A 24067-nucleotide genomic window follows, 5' to 3' on the forward strand; every position below is an offset into this window, starting at 1 on the left:
CGTCATCGGTCGGTGAACAGGAGGTGGACCGAGGTGCCCATGGCGAGCGGCCCGGCGACGAGGTAGGCCGCCCACGCCGCCAGGGTCTGGGAGTCCAGGACGACGATGAGCGCCACCAGCGCGAACGGCGCGGCGAGCCCCGCGGCGACCTTGCGGTCGGCGAGCAGCAGCAGCACCGGCGCCGCCGCCAGGGCCGGGCCCGCCAGCCCCGCCGTCAGGCGTCCGGCCGCCGCCCGGCGCGCCTCCTCCTCGCTGAACGCCGCCATGAACGGCACGGCGTCCGAAAGACCGGCCAGCAGGAGGCTCCCGGCCACGGCGACCAGGGCGAACACCAGCATCGCGAGGACGGTGACCGGCGTCTTCGGCGCCAGTACCGCGCGCAGCGCCAGCGCCGCGCCGACCGGCACCGTGGCCAGGCACGCATAGAAGGCCATGGAGCCCCCGGAGATCCCCGGTATGACCAGGAGCACGGGGACGAGCGCGGTGACCAGAACCACCAGGGCGGGCCCGCGTTCGCCGGCCAGGTGCAGTGGCAACGCGCCCGCGGCGACGAGCGCGGCGGCCGGGAACACCGCGACGCGTTCGCCCTGCAGCGGCCGCGCGGCGGCGAGGTCGGTGCGGCCGGACCAGTCGTACAGGCCCTTGAGCAGCAGCACTGCTCCGACGACCACCAGCACGCAGCCGGGCACCGTCAGCGCCATCGGCCTCGCCGGCACGCCCACGTCCCGTCTCCTTCGGCGCGGATCATTCGGTGACGGTGACGGGCTCGGCCGCGCCGAATCCCATCTGGCCGTCGTCGCCGGTGATGGCGAGGCTGACGGTGTAGGTGCCGGGCTCGGCGTAGGTGTGGGTGACCTTCGCACCGGTGGCCAGCGTCCCGTCGGCGAACTCCCACAGGTACTTCTCGACCTCGCCGCCGCCCGAGCCGGTCGACTCGGAGGCGTCAAGAACCACGGTGTCGGGGCCGGTCCGCTTCATGGTGATCTCGGCCTTCGGCGGGCTCTTGGGCCGCGCGAGCTCGGTCGTGGTGACGCGGACCCGCGTCGGCCGGTCGCCGCCGGTCAGCTCCACCTTCCAGCCTCCGGCCGCGGCGCCGGGCACGTACACGCTGTCGTAGGAGGCCCGCTTGGTGCCGTTCCGGCGGTGCCGCGCTTCGGACGTCCGCTCGCCGTTCGGCGACACCACCCGCATCGTGACGTCCCCCTCCTGCCAGGTCGCGCCGAACCCCGCGCCGAGACCGCCGCCCGCCAGCGCGACCGGGACCCGGACCGTCTGGCCCGGCTGGACCGTGACATCGTTCGCCTTCCGGGTCACCCCGGCGTCGCCGGCCACCCGGGCGGCCGGGGCCGGCCGCAGGAACGCCTCCCGGACGATGCACGCGGTGTTGGCGTAGCCGGCCCGGGTCGGGTGGAAGGACTCCTCGCGCTTGGTGGGCACGATTCCGTTGAGGAACCGCTCCGCGCCCTGCGGGGGGCAGATCTCGTGGCCGTCGCTCGAGTCGTAGAGGTCGATCGGCACGGCCCCGGCGATGGTGGCCGAGGTGACGAGGTAGTTGTCGAGCCGCTGGACCCAGCTGTTCATCCACAACTGGTCGGTGAGCCGGATCATCTGGCAGCGCTGGGTGGGCCACGGCACGTTCGACGTGCCGTCCCTCCCGCCCTCGTCGGGGAAGAACTTCGGATAGGTCGGCACGAAGATCCGCGCCTGGGGAGCGCGCCGCATGATCTCCTTGAAGATCTCCTGCACACGGTTGGTGTTCGCCGTGGTGCCCTCGTTGAGCCTGTCGAAGGCGGTCTGGAGCTTGGCGTCCTGATCGCCCTCGCAGGTCTTCAGCGCGGATGCCTTGACGCAGGCCGTGACGACGTCGGCGAACCCCATGTCGTTGCCGGAGATGCCGAGGGTCACGTGGGAGACGTCGGTGCCGAGCGCCTCGAACTGCGACGGCTCGCCCGACTTGCCGTCGTGGACGTCCTGGGTGGTGGCGCCGCTGCAGGCGACGAAGGTGAAGTCGCCGCCGAGCACGCCGTCGGCGTCGAGCAGCGCCGGGTGCGAGTACTGCGACCGGTGGCAGTCGCCGCTGTCGGGGTAGTAGTCGGCCGCGCCGACGCCGGCCTGGTAGGAGTCGCCCATCGCGACCCACCGGCCCGGCGCCGCGGCCGGTGCCGCCGGCGCCACCGCCGACGAGGCCGCGAGAACGGTGAAGCAGGTTCCCGCGATGAAAAGGCCGCGTTGTCGCATTTCACTTCCCCACCCAGGAGAAGGGCGTCCGCACACGTGGTATGCGAACGCCCCCGGACGTTGATCGCCATGATCGCAACACGCGACGATCTTGGTGTCAATGCTCCGAAGCGCGATTGGCAGAAACGGCCGGAACCGCCGGTCCAGAATTGGCGAGTTCCGTCAGATCAGGCCCGGTTCCAAAGACCCCTGGCCGGATGCGGCCATTTTTCGAGCGTTTACCGGGCTTCGGGCTAACGTGCCGCTGGTGATCAACTCTGCGGATCGTTCAGCTACGAAACGGTGGTCCGATGACTTCTGCTGAAAATACCGCACGACCCGATTACGGAAAGCGATCCCCCCAGGTCTCCCGACGCGGATTCCTCGGGAAGACGGCCGTCGCCGGCTCGGTCACGGCCGTGACCGCCACGATGCTGGGCGGGTCCGGCTCCGCCCAGGCCGACCCGACGGCCGCCGCGGGGGCACCGGACGCCGGGGCCCCGGGCGGGCGGTCCGGCGCCGCCGCGGCACCGCTCTCCCGGCGGCGGGAGATGCTGCTCCAGGTCGCGCGGGTCGGCGCCGTCTATCCGGTGGAGTTCCGCGGCTTCGGGGAGTCCGCCGAGGGAGCGGAGCGCGCCACGCCGGCCCGCCTGCGGGCGGCCGAGCGCAGGCTCGACCCCGAGCGCCTGGCGCGGGCCTGGGCGGGCGCCGACGCGCTGATCGCGCTGGGCCTGCTGGGCGCGGCGCAGGGCAGGATGCTGGCGGGCATCGGACGGCAGGCGGCGCAGGCCGACGCCGACGGGAAGCGGGACCTGCTGGCGTTCGTCGCGCTCGGCGTCGCGACCCTGTCCCCCCATTTCGACCCCGCCGACGACCATGTGGCGGAGATCTGGCTCGGCGGGCTCAGCGACCTGCAGCGTCGCGGCCGCCAGCCGCAGCCGATTCCCCCTTTGAACTGACGACGGAGGACCATGAACTACTGCGGGGACGACCAAAGCAAGCTGGAACGCGCCAGGCAGCAGATCTACGACGCTTACGGCTCGGACCCGAACGTCACCGGGGTCGGGATCGGCTTCCGCCGCCGGGCCGGCGTCACGACGGAAGAGCCCGCCGTCGTCGTCCTGGTCGCCAAGAAGCGCCGCGAGGCCCTGGTATCGCGCCGCCGGCTGCTGCCGCGCACGGTCGAGGTCGACTCCACGACGTACCAGGTCGACGTGATCCAGGCCGGCCCGTTCTCGTCGGGGGCGCAGACGGCCCTCGCGCCGGCGCGGGCGGCGGCCGGGCAGGAGATCACCGAGCGGATGCGCCCGCCGCGGCAGGGCGCCAGCGTCTCCAACCCCGTCGACGGCGTGACGGCCGGCACGCTCGGCCTCTTCGTGGTCGACAACACCGACGACACGGTTTGCGTGCTGACCTGCAACCACGTGATCGCGCGGATGGGGCGCGGCAAGGTGGGCGAGGCGATCATCCAGCCCGGCGCCTACGACGGCGGCACATCGCGCGACAAAATCGCGACCCTGAAGCGCTGGGCCCCCATGCCCGCGGCGGGGACGAAGGTCGACGGGGCCATCGCGCAGCTGACCGACCAGGACGCCTACACCCTGGAGGTGGCGCAGGACCTGATGCCCCCGGTCTCGGCCGACCACCCGGTCGTCGGCATGGTCGCCGCGGGCGACTCGTTCGGCGCCTGCCTGCTGACCCGGATGGACCTGACGCTCGACGCCCTCGACGTGCGCCTCCCGATCGGCCAGGCGTCCGCGTCCACGTCCGCCGCCGCCCTGCCGTGCGCGGGGCCGGGGACGGGGATCGCCGACCCCCAGCCGGGGATGGCGATCGAGAAGGTCGGGCGGACGACCGGGTACACCTCCAGCACGATCGTGGCGATCGGAGTCCAGGCGCCCGTGAGCACACCGATCGGGACCGTCATGTACCAGGACCTGATCTACACCGAGTTCTTCAGCAGCGCCGGCGACTCCGGGTCGGTCGTTTTCGCGGGCGGCGACGGGAAGACCCAAGTTCCGGGCGGGGTCATGCTCGAATGCGTCGTACTGGGGTCGCTGTCGGACTACTACCGCCTTCCGCTCAGGGAGGAAAACCCGCTCGCGGACAAAGTGCGCGACGAGTTCTTCCTGGAGAGCCTGACCGGAAAGCTGCTGGTCGAACTCACCTACGTGAACTCCCAGTCACTCGTGGATCGCTTGAAAGACCGGCAGGGCAGGGCGGACGAAGTCGCGTACGCGAACCAGTACTACACCAAGTACCGCGACTTCATGGCGGGCGTGCTCGACGATCCCGATTCGCCCGAGGTCGTCACCCAGGAACACCTCGACGACGCGTCCTTCATCATCACCGGCCTCGTACAGACCGTTCTGACCGCCGACGAATCCAAGCTCGCCCTCACGCTGTACCGGGATTCGCTCGTACCCACACTGGGGATGAACAGGCGGGAAGTGTACGCCTACATGAACAATCCCGCGGTGTACGGCCAGGTTCACGACGCCGTGGCGGCGGCCCCCGACATCGAGATGAACGCGCCGTTCAAGCACATGGAACCGGAGCCGACCGAATGACCGCCGTCCAGAGCCCGGCCCCCGGCGCGGAGCTGGGCTATTCCGCGCGGGTCCTGGCGAGGGTGGACGAGCTCGCCGCGGGGCTCGGGCCGTCCCTGCGGGGCCCGGTGGCCGCACTGGCCGCCAACCCGGGCAAGAGCCTGCGCTCGGGTCTGCTGGCGGCATGCGTGGGCGACGTCCCGGTGGACCCGGCGCGGCTGGTCAGGCTCGGCGCCCTGGTGGAGCTCGTCCACCTGGCGTCGCTGATCCACGACGACGTGGTCGACCGGGCGGCGCTGCGGCGCGGGCAACCGACCGCGCACACGCTCGTCGGCCCCGAACGGGCCTCCCTCGCCGGACTGGCCGCGTTCGCGCTGGCCGGCACCGAATCGGCCGACCTCGGCGCCGGGGTCGCCATGCTGGTCAGCCGCACGCTGAGCGAGCTCGCCCACGGCCAGCTCCTCGACATCGAGCGGACCTTCGACACCACCTACGCGCTCCAGGACTACCTCGAGCTCACCGAGCGCAAGACCGGCGTCCTCTTCCAGATGACCTGCCTGCTGGGCGCCGCGGAGGCCGCCCGCGCCGAACGGGAGGTCCGGGCGCTCTCGCTGTTCGGCCGCGAGTTCGGGATCGCCTTCCAGATGCTCGACGACTGCCTCGACCTCACCCCGGGCGACCTCGACAAGTCCGTCGGAACCGACCACATGCTGGGTCTCTTCGGCGCGCCGACGCTGTCGGCGCTCGCCGCCGACGATTCGGGCGCGCTCGCCGAACTCCTGCTGTCGCCGTCCTTCACCGCCGGCGACCTGCCGGCCGTGCGCGCGCTCATCGAGTCGTCCGGCGGCCTGGACCGGACCATGGAACTGGCGCGCGAGCACCTCGACCTCGCCCGGGAGGCCCTGGACGACGTCGCCGAGGACGCCCGCACGGCGATCCTCGCCATCATGGCGAAGGTGGAGTCGCGCCTCTGACGGGGCGCGCCGGCGGCGGCCGGCCACCGACGCCGAACGCGCCGGGTCCGCCCGCCTCCCGGCCCGCTTCGTCGACGGCTACGGCGACCGGAGTCGCGCCTCCCCCGGCCGCCTCCGGTCCTAGACGAGCGCGGCGACGCCCTCGTACGCGCCCCGGCGCGCACGGCCGGCCACCTCGTACTCCAGGAGCAGCAGGCCGTTCGGCGTGGCCTCGTGGCGGAGCAGGCGCAGCCCGGACGACTCGCCCGCGCCGGACACCAGCCGCCGACCGGACCGCAGGACGACCGGGGCGACCACCAGGCGGAGCGTGTCGACCAGGCCCGCCGCCAGCAGCACGTCGCCGAGGCGGGCGCTGCCGTGGATCTGGAGTTCCCGGCCCGGCCGCGCCTTGAGCTCGGCCACCGTCCGGACCGGGTCGCCCCCGAGAACGGTCGTGGGGTGCCAGGACCCCTCGGTGAGGGTGCCGGTCACGACGTACTTCGGCAGGGAGTTCATCCGCTCGGCGAACGGGTCGGCCGGGTCGGTGATCCGCGGCCAGTCGCGCGCGAACGCCTCGTAGGTCCGCCGTCCGAACAGCAGTCCGTCGGCGAGGTCGAGCCATTCGGACGCCCGCCGGGCGAACGCGCCGTCCATGTGCGGGACGAGCCAGCCGCCGCCGGCGAACCCGTCCGAGGGGTCCTCGTCCGGCGAGCCGGGGCCCTGGCCGACGCCGTCGAGCGTGAGGAACTGGGTGAGGGCGAGTCTCATCGGGTGCCCTCCGCGAACGCGGCGAGCTGGGCGGCGACGGTGCCCCAGCCTTCGGCGAAGCCGAGTTTCTCGTGCAGGGCGCGGGCCTCCGGGTCGCCGTGCCGGACGACGATCCGGTAGGCCGTGCCGTCCGGGTGGTCGGCCAGCGTGATCGTCGCGGTCATCGCGACCGGCTCGGGAGTCACGGGCGCCCACGTGCTGTCGACCGCGTTGGTGAACACGAGGCGCTCGTGTTCCTCCGCGGCGAGGAAGCACGCGTCCATGTGCGGGACGAACGCCGCCCCGTCGTCGCTGTAGCGCGTGACGAACGCGCCGCCGGGCCGCGGGTCCAAGCGCTCCACCCGGCAGCGTGCCGGCGCCGGGACCCACCACCGTTCGAGCCGGGACGGGTCGGTCCACGCCCGCCACACGGCGGCGCGGGGGGCGCGGATGATCCGCTCCAGGCCGAGATCGAGATCGGGATTCACTTCGGGTCCTCCTCCGGGTCGGTGACGAACCGCTCGAGGCGGTCGGTGCGCTCCTCCCACAGCCGACGCTGCTCCGCGAGCCAGTCGTCGATCAGGGCGAGCCGTTCGCGGTCGAGCACGCACGTGCGCACCCGGCCGGTCTTGATCGTGCGGATCAGCCCGTTCGCCTCGAGCGTCCGCACGTGCTTCATGAACGAGGGAAGGGTCATCGGGAACTCGCCGGCGAGGTCGCCGACGCTCGCGGGCCCGCGGCCGAGGCGCCGGACGACGGCGCGCCGGGTCGGGTCCGCGAGCGCCGCGAACACCCCGTCCAGTTGTGCCGAATACTGTGCCACGGGGCTAAATATTACAGGCGGGCGATGGTTAACGCAAAGGCTAACTATCGGGCGCGGCCCTACCGCGCGAGTTGCGGGCGGCGGGGCGCGCGTACACCGCCGGTCGCATGGCGGGTCGCATCTTCGCGCCGAGCCGCCGCGGCCGTCCGGCCGTCTAGGCTGGCCGCATGCGTGCTCGATGGCGTGTGACGGACGAGGCGCTCGCCGTCGCGGTGCTGGTGGTGGTCGCCGTCGGCAGCATGCGGTCGCTCATCGGCGCGCGCGAGGAGCCGTGGGCGCAGACCGCGGCCGGCTGGGTGCTGATCTACATCGCCTGCGGGGTCCTGTTCGCCCGGCGGGCGCGACTCGCCGCGGCGATCGTGTCGACCGTCGCGACGGGCGTCTACTACGTCGTCAGCACCTACGACGGGCCGCTGATGATCGCGCCGGTCCTGGCGCTGTACCTGCTGGCGTCCCGGGGACGGCTGCAGGCGGCGTCGGGCATCGCGGCACTGATCGTCATCGGCACCGCGCTCGGTACGCTGTCCGGCAACGGCGACGTCAACGGTGTCGCGCTGTTCATGCTGGCGGGCTGGGTGGTGGCGATGGTGGCGCTCGGCTGGGTGCGGCACAGCCGCCGCGTCTTCCTGGCCGAGGCCGAGCGGCGGGCGGCGGGCGACGAGCGGCTGCGCATCGCCCGGGAGCTGCACGACGTCACGGGGCACCACATCTCGCTGATCAACGTGCAGGCGGGCACCGCGCTGCACCGCTTCCACCGCGACCCGGCGCAGGCCGAGGCGGCGCTGGCGGCGATCAAGGAGACGAGCCGGGAGGCGCTGCGGGAGCTGCGGGCGACGCTCGGCGTGCTGCGGCAGGCCGACGAGGACGCGCCCACCGCGCCCCTCCCCGGCCTGGACCGGATCGGCGAGCTGGTCGAGCCCGCGCGGGCCGCGGGCCTGGACGTGCGCACCCGCGTCGACGGCGCGGACCGCCCGGTGCCCACCGAGGTCGGGCTGGCCGCCTACCGCATCGTCCAGGAGTCCCTCACGAACGTGGTGCGGCACGCGGGCGCCGCGCACGTGACCGTCCGCGTGGAGCGGGGCGCCCGGGAGGTGCTGGTCGAGGTCGCCGACGACGGCCGCGGCGCCGCCCCCGCCGGCGAGGACGCCGCGGTCCCCGGCAGCGGCATCCTGGGGATGCGCGAGCGCGCCCGCGCGCTCGGCGGCGACCTCACCGCGGGCCCGGGGCCGGACGGCGGCCACCTGGTCCGCGCCCGCCTCCCGTACCGGAACGGAGACGAACGATGATCAAGGTCCTGCTGGCGGACGACCAGCGGCTGGTGCGGGCCGGGTTCGGCTCCATCCTCGACGACGAGGAGGACATCACCGTCGTCGGCGAGGCCGCCGACGGGGAGCGGGCCCTCGCCGCGTGCCGCGAGCTGCGCCCGGACGTGGTCCTGATGGACATCCGGATGCCGGGCATGGACGGCCTCGAGGCGGCCCGGCGGATCGCGCGGGACCGGCGGCTGGACGACGTCCGCGTCGTCATCCTCACCACCTTCGACCTCGACGAGTACGTGTACGGGGCGCTGCGCGCGGGCGCCGCCGGGTTCCTGCTCAAGGACACCGAGCCCGAGGAGCTGATCCATGCCGTCCGGGTCGCGGCGCGCGGCGACGCGCTGATCACCCCGTCGGTCACCCGGCGGCTGATCGCGGAGTTCGCCGGGCGGGTCACCGCGCCCGCGCCCGGCCCGCGGCTGAACGCGCTCACCGACCGGGAGCGCGAGGTGATGCTGCTGGTCGCGGCCGGGCTGAGCAACGACGAGATCGCCGCGAAGCTCGTGCTGAGCCCCGCGACGGCCAAGACGCACGTCAGCCGGATCATGTCGAAGCTGGACGTGCGGGACCGGTCGCAGCTCGTCGTCATGGCCTACGAGTCGGCGATGGTCAGCCCCCGCTGGATGAGCGGGCAGCAACCGGAGCGGTAGCCGCGGCGGGCCCCGCGCAACCGGGGCGGTAGCGCCGATGCCGTCCGCAGGCCGATGCCGCGGGGGACTCCGCGCCTCCACCGTGGGGGCATGACATCGACTGCGAGCAAGAAGGCCGGCGCCGCGCTCGTCGGCTTCCTCGTCGGCGGGGCGGTCGGCTTCGTCCTGACCGAGACCATCGCCATCTTCTTCCACTTCGTGCTGGACACCACCCTCGACGTCGAGGGCGACGCCGCCCTGCTCGCCCTGTTCGCCGGTCTGCCGCTCGCCGGCGCCGTCGTGGGCGCGGTCGTCGGCGCCCGGGTCGCGGGCCGCGGCGGGGCGGGGCGGTGAGCCGGATGAGCGCGAACACCGCCGAATCGGCCCGCGCGGGGTCGCAGGACGCGCGTCCAGGCGTCTTCGGGCGGCTGGCGTCCTGGTCGCAGCGGCACCGCTGGACGGCCCTGCTGCTCTGGGTCGTGGTCGTCGCCGGGATCACCGTCGGCTCGCAGGCCGCGGGCAGCGCCTACCACAACGACTTCTCGCTCCCGGGGACGGATTCGCAGGCCGCGTCGGACCTGATGGAGCGGCACGGGTCCGTGCAGGCGGGCGCGACCGTCCAGATCGTCATGCAGGACGCCGCGGGACTGCGCGGGAACCGGGCGGTCGTCGAGCCGATGCTCGACAAGGTCCGGGGACTGCCGGGCGTCGCCGAGGTCGGCGGCCCGTTCGACCCGCGCGGCGGCGGGGGCCTCAGCGAGGACGGGACGATCGGGTACGCGGCCGTCACCCTCGACGGGTCGGCCGAGGACGTCCCGAAGGAGCACGTCACCGAGATCATGGAGACGGCGCAGGGCGCCGCGGGCGACGGGCTGCGGATCGAGCTCGGCGGCGACCCGGTGCGGGGCGCCGAAGAGGGCGGGGGCGGCGCCGCCGAGGGCGCCGGGATGCTCGCCGCCCTGGTGATCCTCGTGTTCCTGTTCGGCTCCCTCGTCGCGGCGGCGCTGCCGCTGGCCACGGCGCTGTTCGCGGTCGGCGGCGCGGTCGGGCTGATCGCGCTGGCCTCGCACGTGTTCACCGTCGCCGACTTCACCCCGCCGATCATGATGCTGATCGGGCTCGGCGTCGGCGTCGACTACGCGCTGCTGATCTTCTACCGGTTCCGGCACGAGCTGATCCGCGGCGCCGACCCCGCCGCCGCGACCCGCACCGCCCTCGACGCCGCCGGGCGCACCGTCTTCTTCGCCGGCTGCACCGTGATCATCGCGCTGCTCGGCCTGATCGTGCTCGGCCTCGGCGCCCTGCAGGGCGTGGCGCTCGCCGTCGCGCTGACCGTCCTGATGACGATGGCGGCCGCGCTGACGATGCTGCCCGCGCTGCTCGCCGTGTTCGGCGACCGCATCCGGCGGCACGTCCGCAAGCGGGCGCACAAGGTGCGGGACGAGCGGTGGCGGCGGCTCGGCGCGGCGGTGCAGCGCCGCCCGTGGCCCGCGCTGCTGATCCCGGTCGTCCTGCTGCTGGGGCTGTCGGCGCCCGCGCTCGACCTGCGGCTCGGCTTCGCCGACGCGGGCAACGGCGCCGCCTCGAGCACCAGCCGCCAGGCGTACGACCTGCTCGCCGAGGGCTTCGGGCCGGGCTTCAACGGGCCGCTGATCGTGGTCACCGAGGGCTCGCCCGCGGATTTGAGCGAGACGCTGCGCGACGCCCCCGGCATCGCCTCGGCGAGCCCGGCGTTCCCCTCGGCCGACGGCGGGGCGCACACCGTGATCGCCTACCCGGAGACGTCCCCGCAGGACGAGCGGACGGCCGACCTGGTCCACGACCTCCGCGACGGCGTCCTGCCGTCCCTGGCGGACCGCACCGGCGCCGAGTACCTCGTCGGCGGCCCGACGGCCGCCGCGCAGGACTTCGCCGACTCCGTCGCCGACCGGATGCCGCTGTTCGTCGCCGTCGTCGTCGGGCTGTCGGCCCTGCTGCTGATGGTGGTGTTCCGGTCGCTGCTGATCCCGCTCAAGGCGGCGGCGCTGAACCTGCTGTCGATCGCCGCCGCGCTCGGCGCGATCGCCCTCGTCTTCCAGGACGGCCGGTTCGGCGTCCCGCCGGGCCCGATCGAGTCCTTCATCCCGGTGATGATCTTCGCGATCGTGTTCGGGCTGTCGATGGACTACGAGGTGTTCCTCGTGTCCCGCATGCACGAGGAGTGGGAGCGCACCCGCGACTCGGCGCACGCGGTCCGCGAGGGCCTCGCCGCCACGGGCAAGGTCATCACGGCCGCCGGCGCCATCATGATCGTCGTGTTCGGCGCGTTCGTCCTCAGCCCCGACCGGATGCTCCGGCAGTTCGGCCTCGGCCTCGCCGTCGCCGTCCTGCTCGACGCGGTCGTGATCCGCTGCCTGATCGTCCCGGCGGTCATGCGCCTGCTGGGCGACCGCGCCTGGTGGCTCCCCGCTCCCCTCGCCCGCGTCCTGCCCAGGGTCGCGCTGGAGCGCCCGGAGCACTGACATCCGCCCCGGGCGGGCGCTCCCGACGGCCGCGAGCGCCCGCCCGCGCCGCGCCCGGCGTCAGTTCACCAGAACGATCTTCCCGGGGGCGTGGCGGGTCTCGCTCAGTTCGTGGGCGGCCGCGGCCTCGGCGAGCGGGAACGCCGCCGCGACCGGCACCCGCAGCCGTCCCGCGGCGGCGAGGTCGACCGCGATCCGCAGGCCGTGCGACGCTTGCGGGTCGGCGCCGCCCAGGGGCCCATCCCCGCCGCCGGCCGGCGCGGTGTGCGACATGTGGACGCCGTGGGCGCCCGCGGCGGGGTCGGGGGCGATCGTCACCACGCGCGCCGGGTCCCCGGCGGCGGCCACCAGATCGGGCAGCGCGCCGCCGGCGCAGTCGAACACCGCGTCGACGCCCGCCGGCGCCAGCGCCCGGATCCTCTCGACCAGGCCGGGCCCGTACACCGTCGGCTCCGCGCCGAGCGACCGCAGGAAGTCGTGGTTGCGGGCGCTCGCCGTCCCGATGACGCGGGCCCCGCGGGCGGCCGCCATCTGGACGGCGATCGTGCCCATGGCCCCCGCGGCGCCCTGCACCAGCACCGTGTGCCCCGCGCCGACCGCGAGCCGGTCGAAGACCCGGGTGGCGGTCTCGGCACCGCCCGCGGCACCGCCCGCCTCCTCCCAGCTCCACGCGGCGGGCCTGGGCGCCCACGCGGCCAGGACGGCGTGGTCGGCGTTCGCGCCGCGGACGGCCATGGGGGTCAGGCCGAACACCTCGTCGCCGACGTCGGTTCCGGTCACGCCGTCGCCGAGCTCGTCCACCACGCCGGCGGCCTCGGCTCCGGTGCGCCACGGGAACGCCGCGGGCATCGCGTCGCGCAGGGTCCCGGCGCGGAGGGAGACCTCGCCCGTCGCGAGTCCGGACGCCCGGACGGCGATGCGGATCTCTCCCGGCCCCGGGTGCGGTTCCTCGACCTCCGCCACGTGCACGACGCCGGGCGGTCCGTACTGGGAAAATTGAACAGCTCTCATGAGCCGAACCGTAAAGAGACCTCGCGGCCGGTTGACTAAAGTGAGAGTCGTGACGGCCGAAGTGAGTCGGAAACTGCGTTCGGACGCCGTCGACAACCGGGCGCGCATTCTCGCGGCGGCCCGCGTCGCGTTCGCCGCGGACGGCTTCGACGTGCCGGTCCGGGAGATCGCCCGGCGCGCGGAGGTGAGCACCGCGACCGTCTACCGGCGGTTCCCGACCAAGGAGGCCCTTTTCGCCGAGGCGTTCTCCGAGCAGCTCGCCGTGTGCTCGTCCCTCGTCGAGGAGGGCCTGGCGGCGGACGACCCGTGGCGCGGCTTCAGCCTGGTGATCGCGAAGCTCCTGGAGGCGCACGCCCTGGACCGGGGGTTCCACGCGTTCGTATCGCAGCTCCCCCGGGCGGTCGACTTCACCGCCGACCGCGACCGCGCGATCCGGGGGCTGCTCGAACTGATCCGCCGCGCGAAGGAGGCGGGCGAGCTGCGCGGCGACTTCGTCCTGGAGGACATGGTCCTGGCGATGATGGCGAACGACGGCATCCGCGCCGAGTCGCCCGCGCTGCGGGCGGCCGCGTCCCGCCGCTTCGCGGCCCTGATGCTCCAGTCGTTCCGTGCGAGGCCCGTCCCGGCGCCGCTGCCGCCGGCCGTCCGGCTGCCGCTGGCCCCGCGGTAGGGCGCGGTCCACTGTCGGGCGTTTCCGGCCGCCGAACGGCTCTCACGACCGGCCCGGTCCTCCCCGGGTTCGTCGGCATGACCGTTTCGTGCAGGTCAGCGACCTGCAACTGGACGGCGTCTTCCGGACGTTCTAGCGCCGCGTCGTCCAGTTACGGGTGATCTCGTCGGCGGCGTCGCGGACGAGGACGCGGTAGCGGTCGACGGCCTCGGAGGTGAAGCGGTGGCGGGGGCCGCAGACGCTGATCGCGCCGTGCACCTCGCCGTCCGGGCCGAACAGCGGCGCCGCGACCGAGCCGGCGTCGGCCTGGCGTTCCCCGAAAGAGACCGCGACGCCCTCGCGGGCGGCCTCGGCGAGGCGGTCGCGCAGGACCGCCCCGTCGGTGACCGTGCGGTCGGTGAGGGCGGCGAGGGGGCGGGCGAGGATCGCCTCGCGCCGCTCCTCGGGCAGGAACGCCAGGATCACCCGGCTCGACGACCCCGCGTGCAGGGGGAACCGGCGCCCGACCTCGACCGTCATCTTGACCTCGTACGGGCTCTCGAACTGGTCGAGGTAGACCCGCTCGTCGCCGACGAGCCCCGACAGCGTCGTCGTCTCGCCCGTCTCGTCCCGCAGCCTGCGCAGCGCGGGCGCCGCGGCGTTGCGGATGTTGAAGCGGCGGAGCGCGCTCACGCCCAGCGCGACGGCGGCGGGGCCGAGCCGGTACCGGGCGGTGCCCGGGTCGGTCTCCAGCATCTCCCGCGACAGCAGCGACTGCAGGATGCGGTGCACCACGGCCTTGGAGATGCCGAGCTCCCGGCTGATCGCGCTGACGCCGAGGTACTCGGGCCCGCCGGCGAACAGCAGCAGGACGTCGGCGACGCGCCCCGCCACCTCGGTGCCGCCGGCGGGCGGTGCGGCGGTCTGGTTGGTCACGCGAAGATCCTAGGGAACCTCATCGGCCGCGCGGGACGTACCGGCCGACGGGGTCGCCGACGACCTTTCCGCCCGTGTAGACGCGGTTGCCGCGGACGAACGTGTCGGTGACCTTCGCCGACATCGCGAAGCCCTCGAACGGCGTGTACTCCTGGGTGGACTCGGAGTCGGCGGCGCGGACCGTCCAGGACGCGTCGGGGTCGACGAGGACGATGTCGGCGTCGAAGCCCTCCGCGATCGCGCCCTTGCCGACCAGGCCGTACCGGCGGGCCGGGTTCCACGAGGTGAGGCGCGCGACCTGCTGGAGGGACAGGCCCCGCTTGGTGCCCTCGCCGACGAGGCCGGGCAGCAGGTACTCGGCGCCGCCGAAGCCGGACTTGGCGAGGAAGATGTCGTCGCGGTCGGCGCCGAACTTCATCTCGTCGCGGCAGCAGGCGTGGTCGCTGACCACCCAGTCGACCTCGCCCGCCAGGACGTGCCGCCAGAGGGCCTCGACGTCGTCGCGGTCGCGCAGCGGCGGGTTGACCTTGCCGCCGAGGCCGTGCGCGGTGTCGACGTCGGCGAGCAGGTGCCCGATGGTGACCTCGCGGCGGAAGTCGACGTGCGGGAAGGCGGCCTTCATGGTGAGGGCGGCCGACAGCGCCTTCTCCGACGACAGGTGCAGCAGGTTGATGTTCGGCAGGCCCGTCTCGTGCGCGAGGTAGGACGCGATCGTGACCGCGAGGCCCTCGGAGTGCGGCGGGCGGGACGCGCTGTAGGCGCGCAGGCCGGTGAGGGAGCCGTCCTGCTCGACAAGCTTGGTGTACGCCGTCATGATCTCGGCGGTCTCGCAGTGCAGCGAGAGGGAGATGTGGTCGGCGTAGTCGGACAGCTCCTCGCGGGCCTTCTGGATCCCGCGCATGACGAACTCGAAGTGCGCGATGTCGTAGCGCTCGTCCGGCGGTGTCATCAGGAAGTCGCTCTGGCCGGTGGAGCGGCCGTGCAGCCCGTGGCTGCCGTAGAACATGAAGATCTTGAAGGAGGTGACGCCGTGCTCCTCGACGAGGTAGGGGATCTCGTCGATGTGCTGCGCCATCATCGGCGCCAGGTGGAACGCGTAGTCGACGTAGGCGTTGCCCTGCGAGGCCGCCAGCACCTCGGGGAAGAACTCGCGGTAGGGGCCGCCCTTGTTCAGGTAGTACTGGCCGGTCCGCATGTAGGTCAGCGACGCGGTGACGCCGCCCTGCGCGCTCGCGCGGCTCTCGGTGCGGGTGTCGGTGGCCAGCTCGTTGTAGATGCCCCAGTGCTGGTGGGCGTCCACCACGCCGGGGAACGCCAGCAGGCCGCCGCCGTCGACCACGGTCGCGGCGTCGTCGTCCGGCAGGTCCGGGGCGAGGCGGACGATCTTGCCGTCGTTGACGGCGATGTCCAGAGCCTCGGGCTCGGTGCCGTCGGCGGCGTCGGGACGGACCACCCGCACGTTCTTGATCAGCAGTTCGGTCGTGGCCATCTCATTCTCCTTCGGTGTGCGGGGTGGGAGCGGTGCGCCCGCGCGCGGCGGCGCCGGCCGCCAGGTACGCGAGCCCGAACGCGGGCAGCAGGCCGTTGCCGGGCAGGTAGCCGGCGGCGCCGTGCCCGGAGATCCCGGCCGCCGCGCCGCCCGACGCGTACAGGCCCGGGACGGGGGTGCCGTCCGGACGGACGACGGCCGCGTCCTCGTTCACGATGAGGCCGCCCTGGGTGTGGAACAGGGCCGGGACGACCCGGACGGCGGCGTACGGGGGTTCGAGCGGGCGCTCCCAGTTCGTGCGCCCGTGCGCGTCGGGGGTCTCGCCGCGCGCGACGGCGGCCGTGCGGGCGATCTCGTCGGCGAGGGCGTCCGCGGGGAGGCCCGCGGCTTCGGCGAGCCCCGCCGCATCGTCGGCCCACACCAGCACGCCCGACTCGACGGTGTCGCGGAAGTCCTGGAACGCGCCGCACTGGTCGTGGACGGTCTTGTCGAGGACGATCCAGCCGGTGGCGCCCGGCCGGGCGGCGAGTTCGGCGGCGTACTCGGAGTAGCCGCGGGTCTCGTTGCCGAACCGGCGCCCGCCGGCGTCCACGATGAACCCGCCGTGGATGATCGTCGCCCAGCCGACGAGGGTGCCCGCGCCGGGCGCGACGGCCCCGTGGCCCTGGTAGGCGTCCAGGTAGCCGGTGGCCGCGCCGAGGCCGCCGCCGATCCGCAGCGCGTCCCCGCGCGAGTGCTCGCCGCCGTGGTAGAGGGCGCCCGCGATCTCCGGGAGGTGCTCGGCCACGAGGTCGCGGTCGGCGCCGAACCCGTTGGTCGCGAGCAGCACCGCGCGGGTCGGGATCTCCTCGCGCGTCCCGTCCGGGTACTGGACGACCGCCGCGCGGACGGCGCCGTCCGGGCCGGTCGCGACGTCGGCGAGGCGGGCCGGGACGAGCAGGTCGATGCCCGGGTGCGCGCGGACGCGGCGGGCCAGGTGGTCGATCACGGTGGAGCCGTGCCGTCCGGGGACGGAGTGGCAGCGCGGGACCGCGTGGCCCGGGTAGTTGAAGTCGGTGACCAGCGACAGCGGCAGCTCCACCGAGTCGGCGAGCCACTCGACGAGCGGCGCGCTGACGTCGGCGAGGGTGCGGGCGAGCCGCGCGTCGGCCGTCCCGCCGGTTTTGGCGTCGATGTCGGCGACGAACCGGTCCGGGGAGTCGTCGATGCCCGCGTCCCGCTGCCAGCGCGAGCCGGCGCCGGGGAACATCGCGGTCGACATCGAGGTGTTGTTGCCGCGCCGGAAGTGCTCGTCGGCCTCGACCACGAGCACGTCGAGGCCGAGTTCGGCGGCGCGCAGGGCTCCGGCGAGGCCGCCGCCGGCGCCCGCGACGACGAGGTCGGGTCCGTCGCTCATGCGTCCTTCTTTCCGGTGACCGCCGCGTCCGCCTCGGCGCGGGCGACGAGGAGCCGCAGCGCGAGGGCCGTCGGGTCGACGACGGCGGCGGCCAGGGCCGCGTCCTCGACGTCCACGGCCGAGCAGCCGTTGATCACCGCGGTCGCCCCGGCCTCCGCCAGGACGGCGACGGCGTCGCCGAGCGCGGCGTTCCACGCGGCCGTGTCGGCGATCGCGTCGAACGGCAGCGCGAGGATCGCGATCCCGGCGAGGTTCCCGGCGAGGCCGTAGGCCCGCAGGCGTCGGTCCAGCTCCGCGGCGATCGCCTCGTTCCGCACCACCGCACCGAACCGGACGTTCAGCGCAGAGAGGTGCATACTACTCAGCTTGAGGAGGCCGTTCACCGGCACGCCGCCGCCCGGGGCCGCCGCGCCGTCCGGGACGGCCGGGTCGAGCACGCAGTCGGGGAAGGCGAGGTCGAAGCCGTCCCCCGCCTCGGCGAGGGCGGCCGCCACCGCGCTCTCGGACGCCCGCACGGCCGCCTCGTCCTCCAGCGACGGGGGCGCGGCGGGGCCGACGTCGCGCAGCTCGACCGTCAGGCCGGGCGGGGCCAGCCGGTCGTAGCGGGCCTGCCGCCGCCGGACCTCGTCCGGCGGCAGATGGATCGGCGTCACCGCGAGGGCGCGCATCCGCTCATCTCCTCACTTCACTTCTCGGTGCCGTCGGGCGCGCCGGCGAGCCCGCGCAGGGGCGCGCCGACGCGCGGCAGGGCGGGCAGGTCGCGGGCGAACCCGGCGGCCCGGTCGATCAGCGCGGACCCGCCGGGCAGCCACCGGTGCAGCAGCCGCACGACGTCGCGCTCGTCCAGGGGGCGGTGGTCGGCGTCCCCGACGGGGTTCGGCGCCTCGCGGACGATCCGCGTGCCGTCGTCCAGCTCGACGGTGACGCGGGCGGGGCGCTCGTCGGGGAGGCGCGCGGTCAGATCGTCGGCGGCCACCACCCGGACGCGGCGGGCGAGCCCGCGCAGCGCCGGGTCGGCGAGCCGGTCCGGGCCGGACGCGCCGGGGCCGACCTCGCCGTCGAGCAGCGCGGCGGCGACGGCGAACGGGGTGGAGAACATCGCCGACAGCCGGTTGTCCCACTCGGCGGACGCGAGGCCCGCGCCGAGCGCGTGCGTCTCCACCAGGACCGCCGCGACGCGGGACGGGTCGAGGTCGCCGCGCAGGTCGAGGGCGGCGTCGGCGGCCGGATGGGTGAACGAGCAGGACGCGTGCCGCTTGAAGTAGCCGCGGGTCACGTCCCAGCGTTCGCCGAGCCCGCCGGTCAGTTCGCCGGGGTCGAGCTCGCCGAGCAGGTCGCCGAGCGTCAGGGCGGCCGTGCCGGTGTTGCGGGCGATCCCGGCCGCCGCCATGCGGGCCGCCGCGAGGCCCGCGGCGTTCGACGCGCCCATCCACGCGTTCCGCACCGGGTTCCCGTCGGTCGCGGACGCGAAGTGCCCGGCGATCGGCATGCCCGCGCCCGCGTCGATCGCGGCCGCCGCCGCGCCCGCGTCCAGGCCGAGCAGCCGCGCGCAGCCGGCGGCGGCGCCCGCCACGCCCCAGTTGCCGTGCGGGTGGGCGCCCGCGCGGAGCCGGGCGGCGCGGCCGAACCGGGCGGCGACCTCGTAGGCCGCCAGCAGCGCGGCGGCCGTGTCGGCGCCGGACGCGTCCCGTTCGGCGGCCAGCGCCAGGACGGCCGGGAAGCCGTGCGCCGCCGGATGCCCCTTGGCGTACTTGTTGCCCTCGTCCAGTTCGAGCGCGACCAGCGCGTTCGCGTTCAGCCAGGCGGCGGCGTCCACGGTCGCCGACCGGCCGCCGCCGATCAGCGGGGCGGGCCCGTCGGGGGCGTTCCAGGCGGCGCGCAGCGCCCGCTGCTCGTCCAGCGCGGCGCCCAGCGCGGTGACGCCCAGCGTGTCGAGCAGGACGAGCGACAGCCGCGCCGCGACCGGCGCCGGGACGTCCGCGACGTCGAGCCCGGCGACCCACTCCCCCAGCCGCGCGGTGCCCTCCCGCGCGCGGGCCTTGGTGTCCGTGCCCTGACCGGTGTTCACGTCCGTCACAGCCCCAGGTACGCCTTCCGGACCTCGGCCGAGCCGGCCAGCTCGGCGCCGGTGCCGTGCAGGACGGTGGCGCCGCTCTCCATCACGTAGGCGCGGTCGGCGATGCCGAGCGCCTGCTTGGCGTTCTGCTCCACCAGCAGGACCGCGACGCCGGTGTCGCGGATGCGCTTGACCGCGTCGAGCATCGTCCACGTCAGCTTGGGCGACAGGCCCGTGGACGGCTCGTCCAGCATGAGCAGCCGGGGGCGGGCCATCAGCGCGCGGGCGATCGCGAGCATCTGCTGCTGGCCGCCGCTGAAGGTCTGCGCGACCTGGTGGCGCCGCTCGGCCAGGACGGGGAAGAGGTCGAACACCTCGCGCATGGACTCCTCGCACTCCTCGGAGGTGCGGGTCCAGGCGCCCATGCGGAGGTTCTCCTCGACCGTGAGGGTGCCGAACAGGGCGCGGTCCTCGGGGACGTGCACGAGTCCGTCCCGGACGAGCTCGTCGGGGCGGCGCCCGAGGGTCGACTTCCCGTCGAACGTGATCGTCCCGGAGCCGGGGCGGAGCTGCCCGCAGACGGCGCGCAGGGTGGTGGTCTTGCCCGCGCCGTTCGCGCCGACGAGCGCGACGATCTCGCCCTCGTCCAGGCGCAGGTCGACGTCGTGCAGGATCTGCATGCGGCCGTAGCCGCAGCAGACCCGCTCAAGCTTCAGCATCGCCGGGCTCCTCTCCGAGGTACGCCTCGATCACGCGGGGGTCGGAGGTGACCTCCTCGGCCGACCCGGTGGCGAGCACCGTGCCCTGGTCGAGGACGAGGACGCGGTCCGACAGCCGCATCACCGCGGCCATGATGTGCTCGATGAACAGCAGGGTCGTGCCGTCCTTCTCGCGCAGGTCCGCCAGGAGGTCCAGGACGGGTTCGCGTTCGGACGGGACGAGCCCCGCGAGCACCTCGTCCAGGAGCAGCACGCGCGGCCTCATCGCGAGGGCGCGGGCGAGTTCGAGGCGCTTGAGCCCGGCCGTGGGCAGCTCGGTCGCGGGCCGGTGCGCCCAGTCGCCGAGGCCGACCCGCTCGGCGATCTCCATGGACGCGTCGCGGAGCCGGCGGGCGGACAGGCGCCGGTGCTGGGCGGCGAGGGCGACGTTCTCCTGCACGGTCATGCTCGCGAACGGCCGCATGAGCTGGAACGTCCGGACCATGCCGGCGCGGGCGATGCGGTGCGGCTTCGCGCCGGTGATGTCCGCGCCGCTCAGCTTGACGCTGCCGGTGTCGGGCGCGAGGGCGCCGCACACGACGTTGAACAGGGTGGTCTTGCCGGCGCCGTTGGGGCCGATGATGCCGAGGATCTCGCCCTGCTCCACGCGGAAGTCCACGTCGGAGAGGGCCCGCAGGCCCCGGAAGTCCTTGCCGACGCCGGTCGCCTCGAGAATGGTCATCGTCTCCTCCTCGCCGAGATCTTCGAGGTCAGCGTGCCGACGATGCCCTTGGGCAGCACCCGGACGATCACGATCAGCAGGACCGCGTACAGCGCGACGTCGAGGCCGCTGCGGCCCTGCAGGAAGCTCAGGAACTCCGGCGGGGTGCGCAGCAGCGTCGCGGTGACGTCGGACAGGGAGCCGACGATGACCGCGCCGACGACCGGGCCCCAGATCGTCCCGATCCCGCCGATCACGACGGTGGCGATCGCCTGGACCGACACCGACGAGCCGAACGCCAGCTCGGGGTTCACGAACAGGTAGTACTGCGTGTAGAACGCCCCGGCCACCGCGGTGATCGCGGCGGACAGCGCCACGGTGATCAGCTTGTAGCGCATGACGGGGGTGCCGAGGGACGCGGCCGCCAGTTCGTCGTCGCGGATCGCGGTGACGTACCGCCCGGTCCGCGAGTGCAGGAACAGGATGCTGACCAGCGCGGCGACGCCGGCGAGGGCGAGCGCGACCCAGAAGTAGGCGGGCGAGTCCGCGGGGAACTGGATCTTCCACAGCGAGGAGCCGTCGATCAGCGGGATCGAGAACCCGACGGCCTTGTTGGTGAACTCGCTGGTGGTGACGATGAGCCGCAGCATCTCGGCGAACGCGAACGTCGCCAGCGCGAAGTAGGCGCCCTGCAGCTTGTACCGGAACGCGAAGTAGCCGATGACCACCGCGGCGGCCGCGGCGACGGCCATGCCGGCGAGCATCCCGATCCAGGGCGAGACGCCGTGGTTCACCAGCAGGTAGGCGCTGGTGTAGGCGCCGAGGCCGAAGAACGCGGCGTGCCCGAAGCTGAACATGCCGCCGAAGCCGCTCATGGTGTTCCAGCCGATCGCCATGATCGCGAAGATCAGGATGCGGACGGCGACGGCGCCCTGCGCGGACGGCAGCAGCAGCGGCAGCGGGATCGCGGCGAGCAGCAGCACCCCGAGCACGGCGAGCTGCCGGTACTGCGGCCGCAGCGGCGGCGCCTTGGCGGAGCGGGCGGCGGCCGCGTCCCGCCCCCCGGTGATGGTGATGCCGGTCATGCGCGCCTCCCGAACAGACCCTGGGGCCGCAGGAACAGCACGACCAGGAAGACGGCGAACACGCCGAGCAGCGAGCTCTGGCCGTCCATGTAGATCGTGGTGAGCTGCTCGACGAGCCCGATGAGCAGGCCGCCGACGAGCGCGCCCGCGACGTTGCCCATGCCGCCGAGCACCACCACGACGAACGCGGTGATGTTGAACTGCTCGCCGAGCGTGGGCGTCACGGTGACGAGCGGCGCGGCCAGGACGGCGGCGGCGCCGGCGCAGGCCGTCCCGATCGCGAACGTGAGGGTGTGGATGCGCCGGACGTTCAGCCCGACGAGCTCCGCGCCCTGCCCGTTCGCGGCGACCGCGCGGATCGCCGTCCCGAACCGGGTGCGGCGCAGCAGCCAGAACAGCAGCCCGCCGATGAGCAGCGCCCCGAGGAACGCGTACAGCCGGCCCCCGGCGACGACCGCGCCGAAGAGGGAGAACTGGAAGTCGCCGGGCAGCGAGACGTTCTTGGGCTCGGCGCCGAAGAACATCAGCAGGCCGTTCTCCAGCAGCAGCGAGAGCCCGAGGGTGATCAGCAGCTGGTTCTCCAGCGACGCGCCGCCCGTCCCGGACAGCAGGCCGCGGTGGACCGCGGCGCCGATGAGGAAGAGCGCCGGCACCGCCACCAGCAGCGTGAGATAGGGGTGGAGCCCGGTGCCCTGGACGACGCCGAACGCGATGAACATCGCGATGGCCAGCAGGGCGCCGTGCGCGAAGTTGACGATGTCCAGCACGCCGAAGATCAGCGTGAGGCCCATCGCGATGAGCCCGTACAGCCCGCCCATCAGCAGGCCGGTGACGACCGACTGCCAGACGACCAGGCCGCTGCCGGACTTGAGCAGCGCGATCGCGATCGCGACCGCCGCCAGTCCGCCGACGACGCCGGCGCGCCGCAGCAGGGCGCCGGTCCCGTCGGAGCGGGCGAGGCGCCGGAGCGCCGATGCCGATTCGGGGGTTGCGGGGTTCAGGGCGGGTGCCGCCCCGCCGTTCTTGATGTCGCTCATGACCGCCACGTCACCGAGTAGTTGGGCTCGGCCTCGGCCTTCTCCTGCGGATAGACCTGCACGACCTTGCCGTTCTGCACCTGCATGAGAACCGGGAGGGCGTTCTCGTTGTCTCCGTTGGGGGCGAAGGAGATCGGGCCGGACCCGACCGTGAGGGGCTCGACCTCGGAGGCCGCGATGGCGTCGCGGACCTTCTCCGGGTCGGTTCCGCCCGCGCGCTCGACGCCCGCCGCGATCACCTGGACCGCGTCGTAGGCGAGGACCGCGCCCGTGCGCATGGGGGCGCCGTAGCGCCGCTCGTACTCGGCGCGCAGCTTCCGCGTCTCCCGGTCCTGCGCGTCGAAGTGGTAGTTGGTGCTGAAGTACCGCTCGCCGAGGGCGCCGACGTCGGTGACGAACTTGGGCTGGTCGAACGCACCGTTCGAGACGCCCCAGACGGCGTTCAGGTCGGGCTTGACCGCGTTGATCGCCTTCGCGGCGAGCAGCCCGTCGCGGTAGTAGCCGGCGACCGCCAGCACGTCCGCGCCGGACGCCTTGACCTGCGTGACCTGCGCGGTGAGGTCGGAGACGGTCGCCGCGTCGTAGCTGATGACCGGGTCGACCTCGATCCCGAGGCCCTCGGCCGCGGCGGCGAACGCCTCGGCGGCGCCGCTGCCGAAGTCGCTCTGCTCGTGCAGGAACGCGACCTTCTTCACCGGCTCGCCGGCCTGCTCCGAGACTTCCTTGAGGTACTTCGCGGCGGCCACCGAGATGACCTCGCTGCCGGGCTGCACGCGGAACGAGTGGTCGTAGCCGTGCGCGAAGATCTCGTCGGACGCGGTGACGTCCATGACGAACGGGACCTCGTTGCGCTCGGCGACGACCGCGACGTTCGTGCTGACGGCGCTCTGGTAGGTGCCGACGAGCCCGACGGCGCCCTCGGAGATCACCCGCTGGGCCTCGCTCTGGCCGACCTCGGCCTTGCCCTGGGTGTCCCCGGTGACCAGTTCGACCTTGCGGCCGCCGAGGGACTTGATCCCCCCGTTCGCGTTGATCGCCTCCACCGCCATCCGGGCGCCGCGCCGCATCTGCTGGCCGTCGACCGCGTAGGCGCCGCTGACCGGATGCAGCGCACCGATCTTGACGGGTCCCCGGTCGCGTCCGGCCGCCGCTCCGGCGGCGCCGGAAGGCGCCGAGCCGCCGCAGCCCGCGGCGGCCAGCAGGACCGCGCAGGCGCCGAGCCCGGCGACGAGCTTTCGAGCCGACATTCACCTC

General features: G+C 73.9%; 24 protein-coding genes. 8 read left to right on the plus strand and 16 right to left on the minus strand.

What is annotated here, in order from left to right:
• Positions 1–2: 2 nt before the first annotated feature.
• Both H505_RS0137495 and H505_RS0137500 read right to left on the minus strand, forming a co-directional pair.
• Positions 3–722 (minus strand): hypothetical protein, encoded by a 720-nt coding sequence (locus H505_RS0137495; RefSeq protein WP_157433271.1) that lies wholly within the window; start codon positions 720–722, stop codon positions 3–5.
• 22 nt (positions 723–744) lie between these two features.
• Positions 745–2238, minus strand: coding sequence for a PKD domain-containing protein (locus H505_RS0137500; protein ID WP_084551269.1), 1494 nt, complete (start codon positions 2236–2238; stop codon positions 745–747).
• Between the two features lie 398 nt (positions 2239–2636).
• On the opposite strand from H505_RS0137500, the gene H505_RS0137505 reads away from it, so the two are divergent.
• Genes H505_RS0137505 through H505_RS46860 form a run of 3 tightly spaced genes read left to right on the plus strand, consistent with a single transcriptional unit; the run spans position 2637 to position 5740 of the window.
• Entirely contained in the window at positions 2637–3176 is a 540-nt protein-coding gene (locus H505_RS0137505; protein WP_026406066.1) for a hypothetical protein, read from the plus strand.
• 12 nt (positions 3177–3188) lie between these two features.
• Positions 3189–4787 (plus strand): chymotrypsin family serine protease, encoded by a 1599-nt coding sequence (locus H505_RS0137510; RefSeq protein ID WP_026406067.1) that lies wholly within the window; start codon positions 3189–3191, stop codon positions 4785–4787.
• Complete coding sequence (locus H505_RS46860) at positions 4784–5740, plus strand: polyprenyl synthetase family protein (protein WP_051301602.1); 957 nt, start codon at positions 4784–4786, stop codon at positions 5738–5740. The genes H505_RS0137510 and H505_RS46860 overlap by 4 nt, the downstream gene beginning before the upstream one ends.
• Positions 5741–5860: 120 nt before the next feature.
• Here H505_RS46860 and H505_RS0137520 read toward each other — a convergent pair whose 3' ends face one another.
• The 3 genes from H505_RS0137520 to H505_RS0137530 are packed head-to-tail and all read right to left on the minus strand — an operon-like array spanning position 5861 to position 7289.
• Entirely contained in the window at positions 5861–6487 is a 627-nt protein-coding gene (locus H505_RS0137520; protein WP_026406068.1) for a dihydrofolate reductase family protein, read from the minus strand.
• Complete coding sequence (locus H505_RS0137525; RefSeq protein ID WP_026406069.1) at positions 6484–6954, minus strand: SRPBCC domain-containing protein; 471 nt, start codon at positions 6952–6954, stop codon at positions 6484–6486. The genes H505_RS0137520 and H505_RS0137525 overlap by 4 nt, the downstream gene beginning before the upstream one ends.
• Positions 6951–7289: an ArsR/SmtB family transcription factor gene (locus H505_RS0137530; protein WP_026406070.1), complete on the minus strand. Its 339-nt coding sequence runs from the start codon at positions 7287–7289 to the stop codon at positions 6951–6953. Before H505_RS0137530 ends, H505_RS0137525 begins: the two co-directional genes overlap by 4 nt.
• A gap of 167 nt (positions 7290–7456) precedes the next feature.
• On the opposite strand from H505_RS0137530, the gene H505_RS0137535 reads away from it, so the two are divergent.
• The 4 genes from H505_RS0137535 (at position 7457) to H505_RS0137550 (ending at position 11735) form a co-directional block, all read left to right on the plus strand.
• Positions 7457–8575 carry a sensor histidine kinase gene (locus tag H505_RS0137535; protein WP_026406071.1) on the plus strand — a complete coding sequence of 373 codons (1119 nt, stop codon included), beginning with the start codon at positions 7457–7459 and terminating at the stop codon, positions 8573–8575.
• Positions 8572–9255, plus strand: a complete 684-nt coding sequence (locus tag H505_RS0137540) for a response regulator (protein WP_026406072.1) — start codon at positions 8572–8574, stop codon at positions 9253–9255. Before H505_RS0137535 ends, H505_RS0137540 begins: the two co-directional genes overlap by 4 nt.
• Positions 9256–9345: 90 nt before the next feature.
• Entirely contained in the window at positions 9346–9588 is a 243-nt protein-coding gene (locus H505_RS0137545; RefSeq protein ID WP_026406073.1) for a hypothetical protein, read from the plus strand.
• Between the two features lie 5 nt (positions 9589–9593).
• Positions 9594–11735, plus strand: a complete 2142-nt coding sequence (locus tag H505_RS0137550; protein WP_051301603.1) for an MMPL family transporter — start codon at positions 9594–9596, stop codon at positions 11733–11735.
• A 60-nt stretch (positions 11736–11795) separates the two neighbouring features.
• Here the strand turns inward: H505_RS0137550 and H505_RS0137555 are convergent, their stop codons facing one another.
• Complete coding sequence (locus H505_RS0137555; protein ID WP_026406075.1) at positions 11796–12746, minus strand: NADP-dependent oxidoreductase; 951 nt, start codon at positions 12744–12746, stop codon at positions 11796–11798.
• A gap of 49 nt (positions 12747–12795) precedes the next feature.
• On the opposite strand from H505_RS0137555, the gene H505_RS0137560 reads away from it, so the two are divergent.
• Positions 12796–13416 (plus strand): TetR/AcrR family transcriptional regulator, encoded by a 621-nt coding sequence (locus H505_RS0137560; protein ID WP_026406076.1) that lies wholly within the window; start codon positions 12796–12798, stop codon positions 13414–13416.
• Positions 13417–13548: 132 nt separating this feature from the next.
• On the opposite strand, the gene H505_RS0137565 is transcribed toward H505_RS0137560, so the two are convergent.
• Genes H505_RS0137565 through H505_RS0137610 form a run of 10 tightly spaced genes read right to left on the minus strand, consistent with a single transcriptional unit; the run spans position 13549 to position 24060 of the window.
• A complete protein-coding gene (locus H505_RS0137565) occupies positions 13549–14331 on the minus strand; it encodes an IclR family transcriptional regulator (protein WP_026406077.1) in 783 nt (260 codons plus the stop codon).
• A gap of 19 nt (positions 14332–14350) precedes the next feature.
• Positions 14351–15820 (minus strand): dihydroorotase, encoded by a 1470-nt coding sequence (locus H505_RS0137570; RefSeq protein WP_026406078.1) that lies wholly within the window; start codon positions 15818–15820, stop codon positions 14351–14353.
• 1 nt (position 15821) lies between these two features.
• Positions 15822–17216 (minus strand): FAD-dependent oxidoreductase, encoded by a 1395-nt coding sequence (locus H505_RS0137575; RefSeq protein WP_026406079.1) that lies wholly within the window; start codon positions 17214–17216, stop codon positions 15822–15824.
• On the minus strand, positions 17213–17884 hold the full coding sequence (locus H505_RS46865) for an aspartate/glutamate racemase family protein (RefSeq protein ID WP_051301604.1): 672 nt from the start codon (positions 17882–17884) through the stop codon (positions 17213–17215). The genes H505_RS0137575 and H505_RS46865 overlap by 4 nt, the downstream gene beginning before the upstream one ends.
• Before the next feature lie 17 nt (positions 17885–17901).
• Positions 17902–19293: an MmgE/PrpD family protein gene (locus H505_RS0137585; protein WP_026406080.1), complete on the minus strand. Its 1392-nt coding sequence runs from the start codon at positions 19291–19293 to the stop codon at positions 17902–17904.
• The gene (locus tag H505_RS0137590; RefSeq protein WP_026406081.1) at positions 19290–19991 is read right to left on the minus strand and encodes an ABC transporter ATP-binding protein; all 702 of its coding nucleotides are present in this window, start codon (positions 19989–19991) and stop codon (positions 19290–19292) included. Before H505_RS0137590 ends, H505_RS0137585 begins: the two co-directional genes overlap by 4 nt.
• Positions 19978–20712: an ABC transporter ATP-binding protein gene (locus tag H505_RS0137595; protein ID WP_026406082.1), complete on the minus strand. Its 735-nt coding sequence runs from the start codon at positions 20710–20712 to the stop codon at positions 19978–19980. Before H505_RS0137595 ends, H505_RS0137590 begins: the two co-directional genes overlap by 14 nt.
• The gene (locus tag H505_RS0137600) at positions 20709–21776 is read right to left on the minus strand and encodes a branched-chain amino acid ABC transporter permease (RefSeq protein WP_026406083.1); all 1068 of its coding nucleotides are present in this window, start codon (positions 21774–21776) and stop codon (positions 20709–20711) included. Before H505_RS0137600 ends, H505_RS0137595 begins: the two co-directional genes overlap by 4 nt.
• Entirely contained in the window at positions 21773–22813 is a 1041-nt protein-coding gene (locus H505_RS0137605; RefSeq protein ID WP_051301639.1) for a branched-chain amino acid ABC transporter permease, read from the minus strand. Before H505_RS0137605 ends, H505_RS0137600 begins: the two co-directional genes overlap by 4 nt.
• Positions 22810–24060: an ABC transporter substrate-binding protein gene (locus H505_RS0137610; protein ID WP_026406085.1), complete on the minus strand. Its 1251-nt coding sequence runs from the start codon at positions 24058–24060 to the stop codon at positions 22810–22812. Before H505_RS0137610 ends, H505_RS0137605 begins: the two co-directional genes overlap by 4 nt.
• Between the last annotated feature and the right edge of the window lie 7 nt (positions 24061–24067).

It is taken from the genome of Actinomadura rifamycini DSM 43936, assembly GCF_000425065.1.
Lineage (GTDB): Bacteria > Actinomycetota > Actinomycetes > Streptosporangiales > Streptosporangiaceae > Spirillospora > Spirillospora rifamycini.

Bases quoted from the DNA above. Each gene is read 5' to 3' on its own strand.
- H505_RS0137500 (WP_084551269.1), bottom strand. From the start codon at position 2,238: ATGCGACAACGCGGCCTTTTCATCGCGGGAACCTGCTTCACCGTTCTC.
- H505_RS0137510 (WP_026406067.1), top strand. From the start codon at position 3,189: ATGAACTACTGCGGGGACGACCAAAGCAAGCTGGAACGCGCCAGGCAG.
- H505_RS46860 (WP_051301602.1), top strand. From the start codon at position 4,784: ATGACCGCCGTCCAGAGCCCGGCCCCCGGCGCGGAGCTGGGCTATTCC.
- H505_RS0137520 (WP_026406068.1), bottom strand. From the start codon at position 6,487: ATGAGACTCGCCCTCACCCAGTTCCTCACGCTCGACGGCGTCGGCCAG.
- H505_RS0137535 (WP_026406071.1), top strand. From the start codon at position 7,457: ATGCGTGCTCGATGGCGTGTGACGGACGAGGCGCTCGCCGTCGCGGTG.
- H505_RS0137540 (WP_026406072.1), top strand. From the start codon at position 8,572: ATGATCAAGGTCCTGCTGGCGGACGACCAGCGGCTGGTGCGGGCCGGG.
- H505_RS0137545 (WP_026406073.1), top strand. From the start codon at position 9,346: ATGACATCGACTGCGAGCAAGAAGGCCGGCGCCGCGCTCGTCGGCTTC.
- H505_RS0137550 (WP_051301603.1), top strand. From the start codon at position 9,594: ATGAGCGCGAACACCGCCGAATCGGCCCGCGCGGGGTCGCAGGACGCG.
- H505_RS0137555 (WP_026406075.1), bottom strand. From the start codon at position 12,746: ATGAGAGCTGTTCAATTTTCCCAGTACGGACCGCCCGGCGTCGTGCAC.
- H505_RS0137570 (WP_026406078.1), bottom strand. From the start codon at position 15,820: ATGGCCACGACCGAACTGCTGATCAAGAACGTGCGGGTGGTCCGTCCC.
- H505_RS0137575 (WP_026406079.1), bottom strand. From the start codon at position 17,216: ATGAGCGACGGACCCGACCTCGTCGTCGCGGGCGCCGGCGGCGGCCTC.
- H505_RS46865 (WP_051301604.1), bottom strand. From the start codon at position 17,884: ATGCGCGCCCTCGCGGTGACGCCGATCCATCTGCCGCCGGACGAGGTC.
- H505_RS0137590 (WP_026406081.1), bottom strand. From the start codon at position 19,991: ATGCTGAAGCTTGAGCGGGTCTGCTGCGGCTACGGCCGCATGCAGATC.
- H505_RS0137595 (WP_026406082.1), bottom strand. From the start codon at position 20,712: ATGACCATTCTCGAGGCGACCGGCGTCGGCAAGGACTTCCGGGGCCTG.
- H505_RS0137600 (WP_026406083.1), bottom strand. From the start codon at position 21,776: ATGACCGGCATCACCATCACCGGGGGGCGGGACGCGGCCGCCGCCCGC.
- H505_RS0137605 (WP_051301639.1), bottom strand. From the start codon at position 22,813: ATGAGCGACATCAAGAACGGCGGGGCGGCACCCGCCCTGAACCCCGCA.
- H505_RS0137610 (WP_026406085.1), bottom strand. From the start codon at position 24,060: ATGTCGGCTCGAAAGCTCGTCGCCGGGCTCGGCGCCTGCGCGGTCCTG.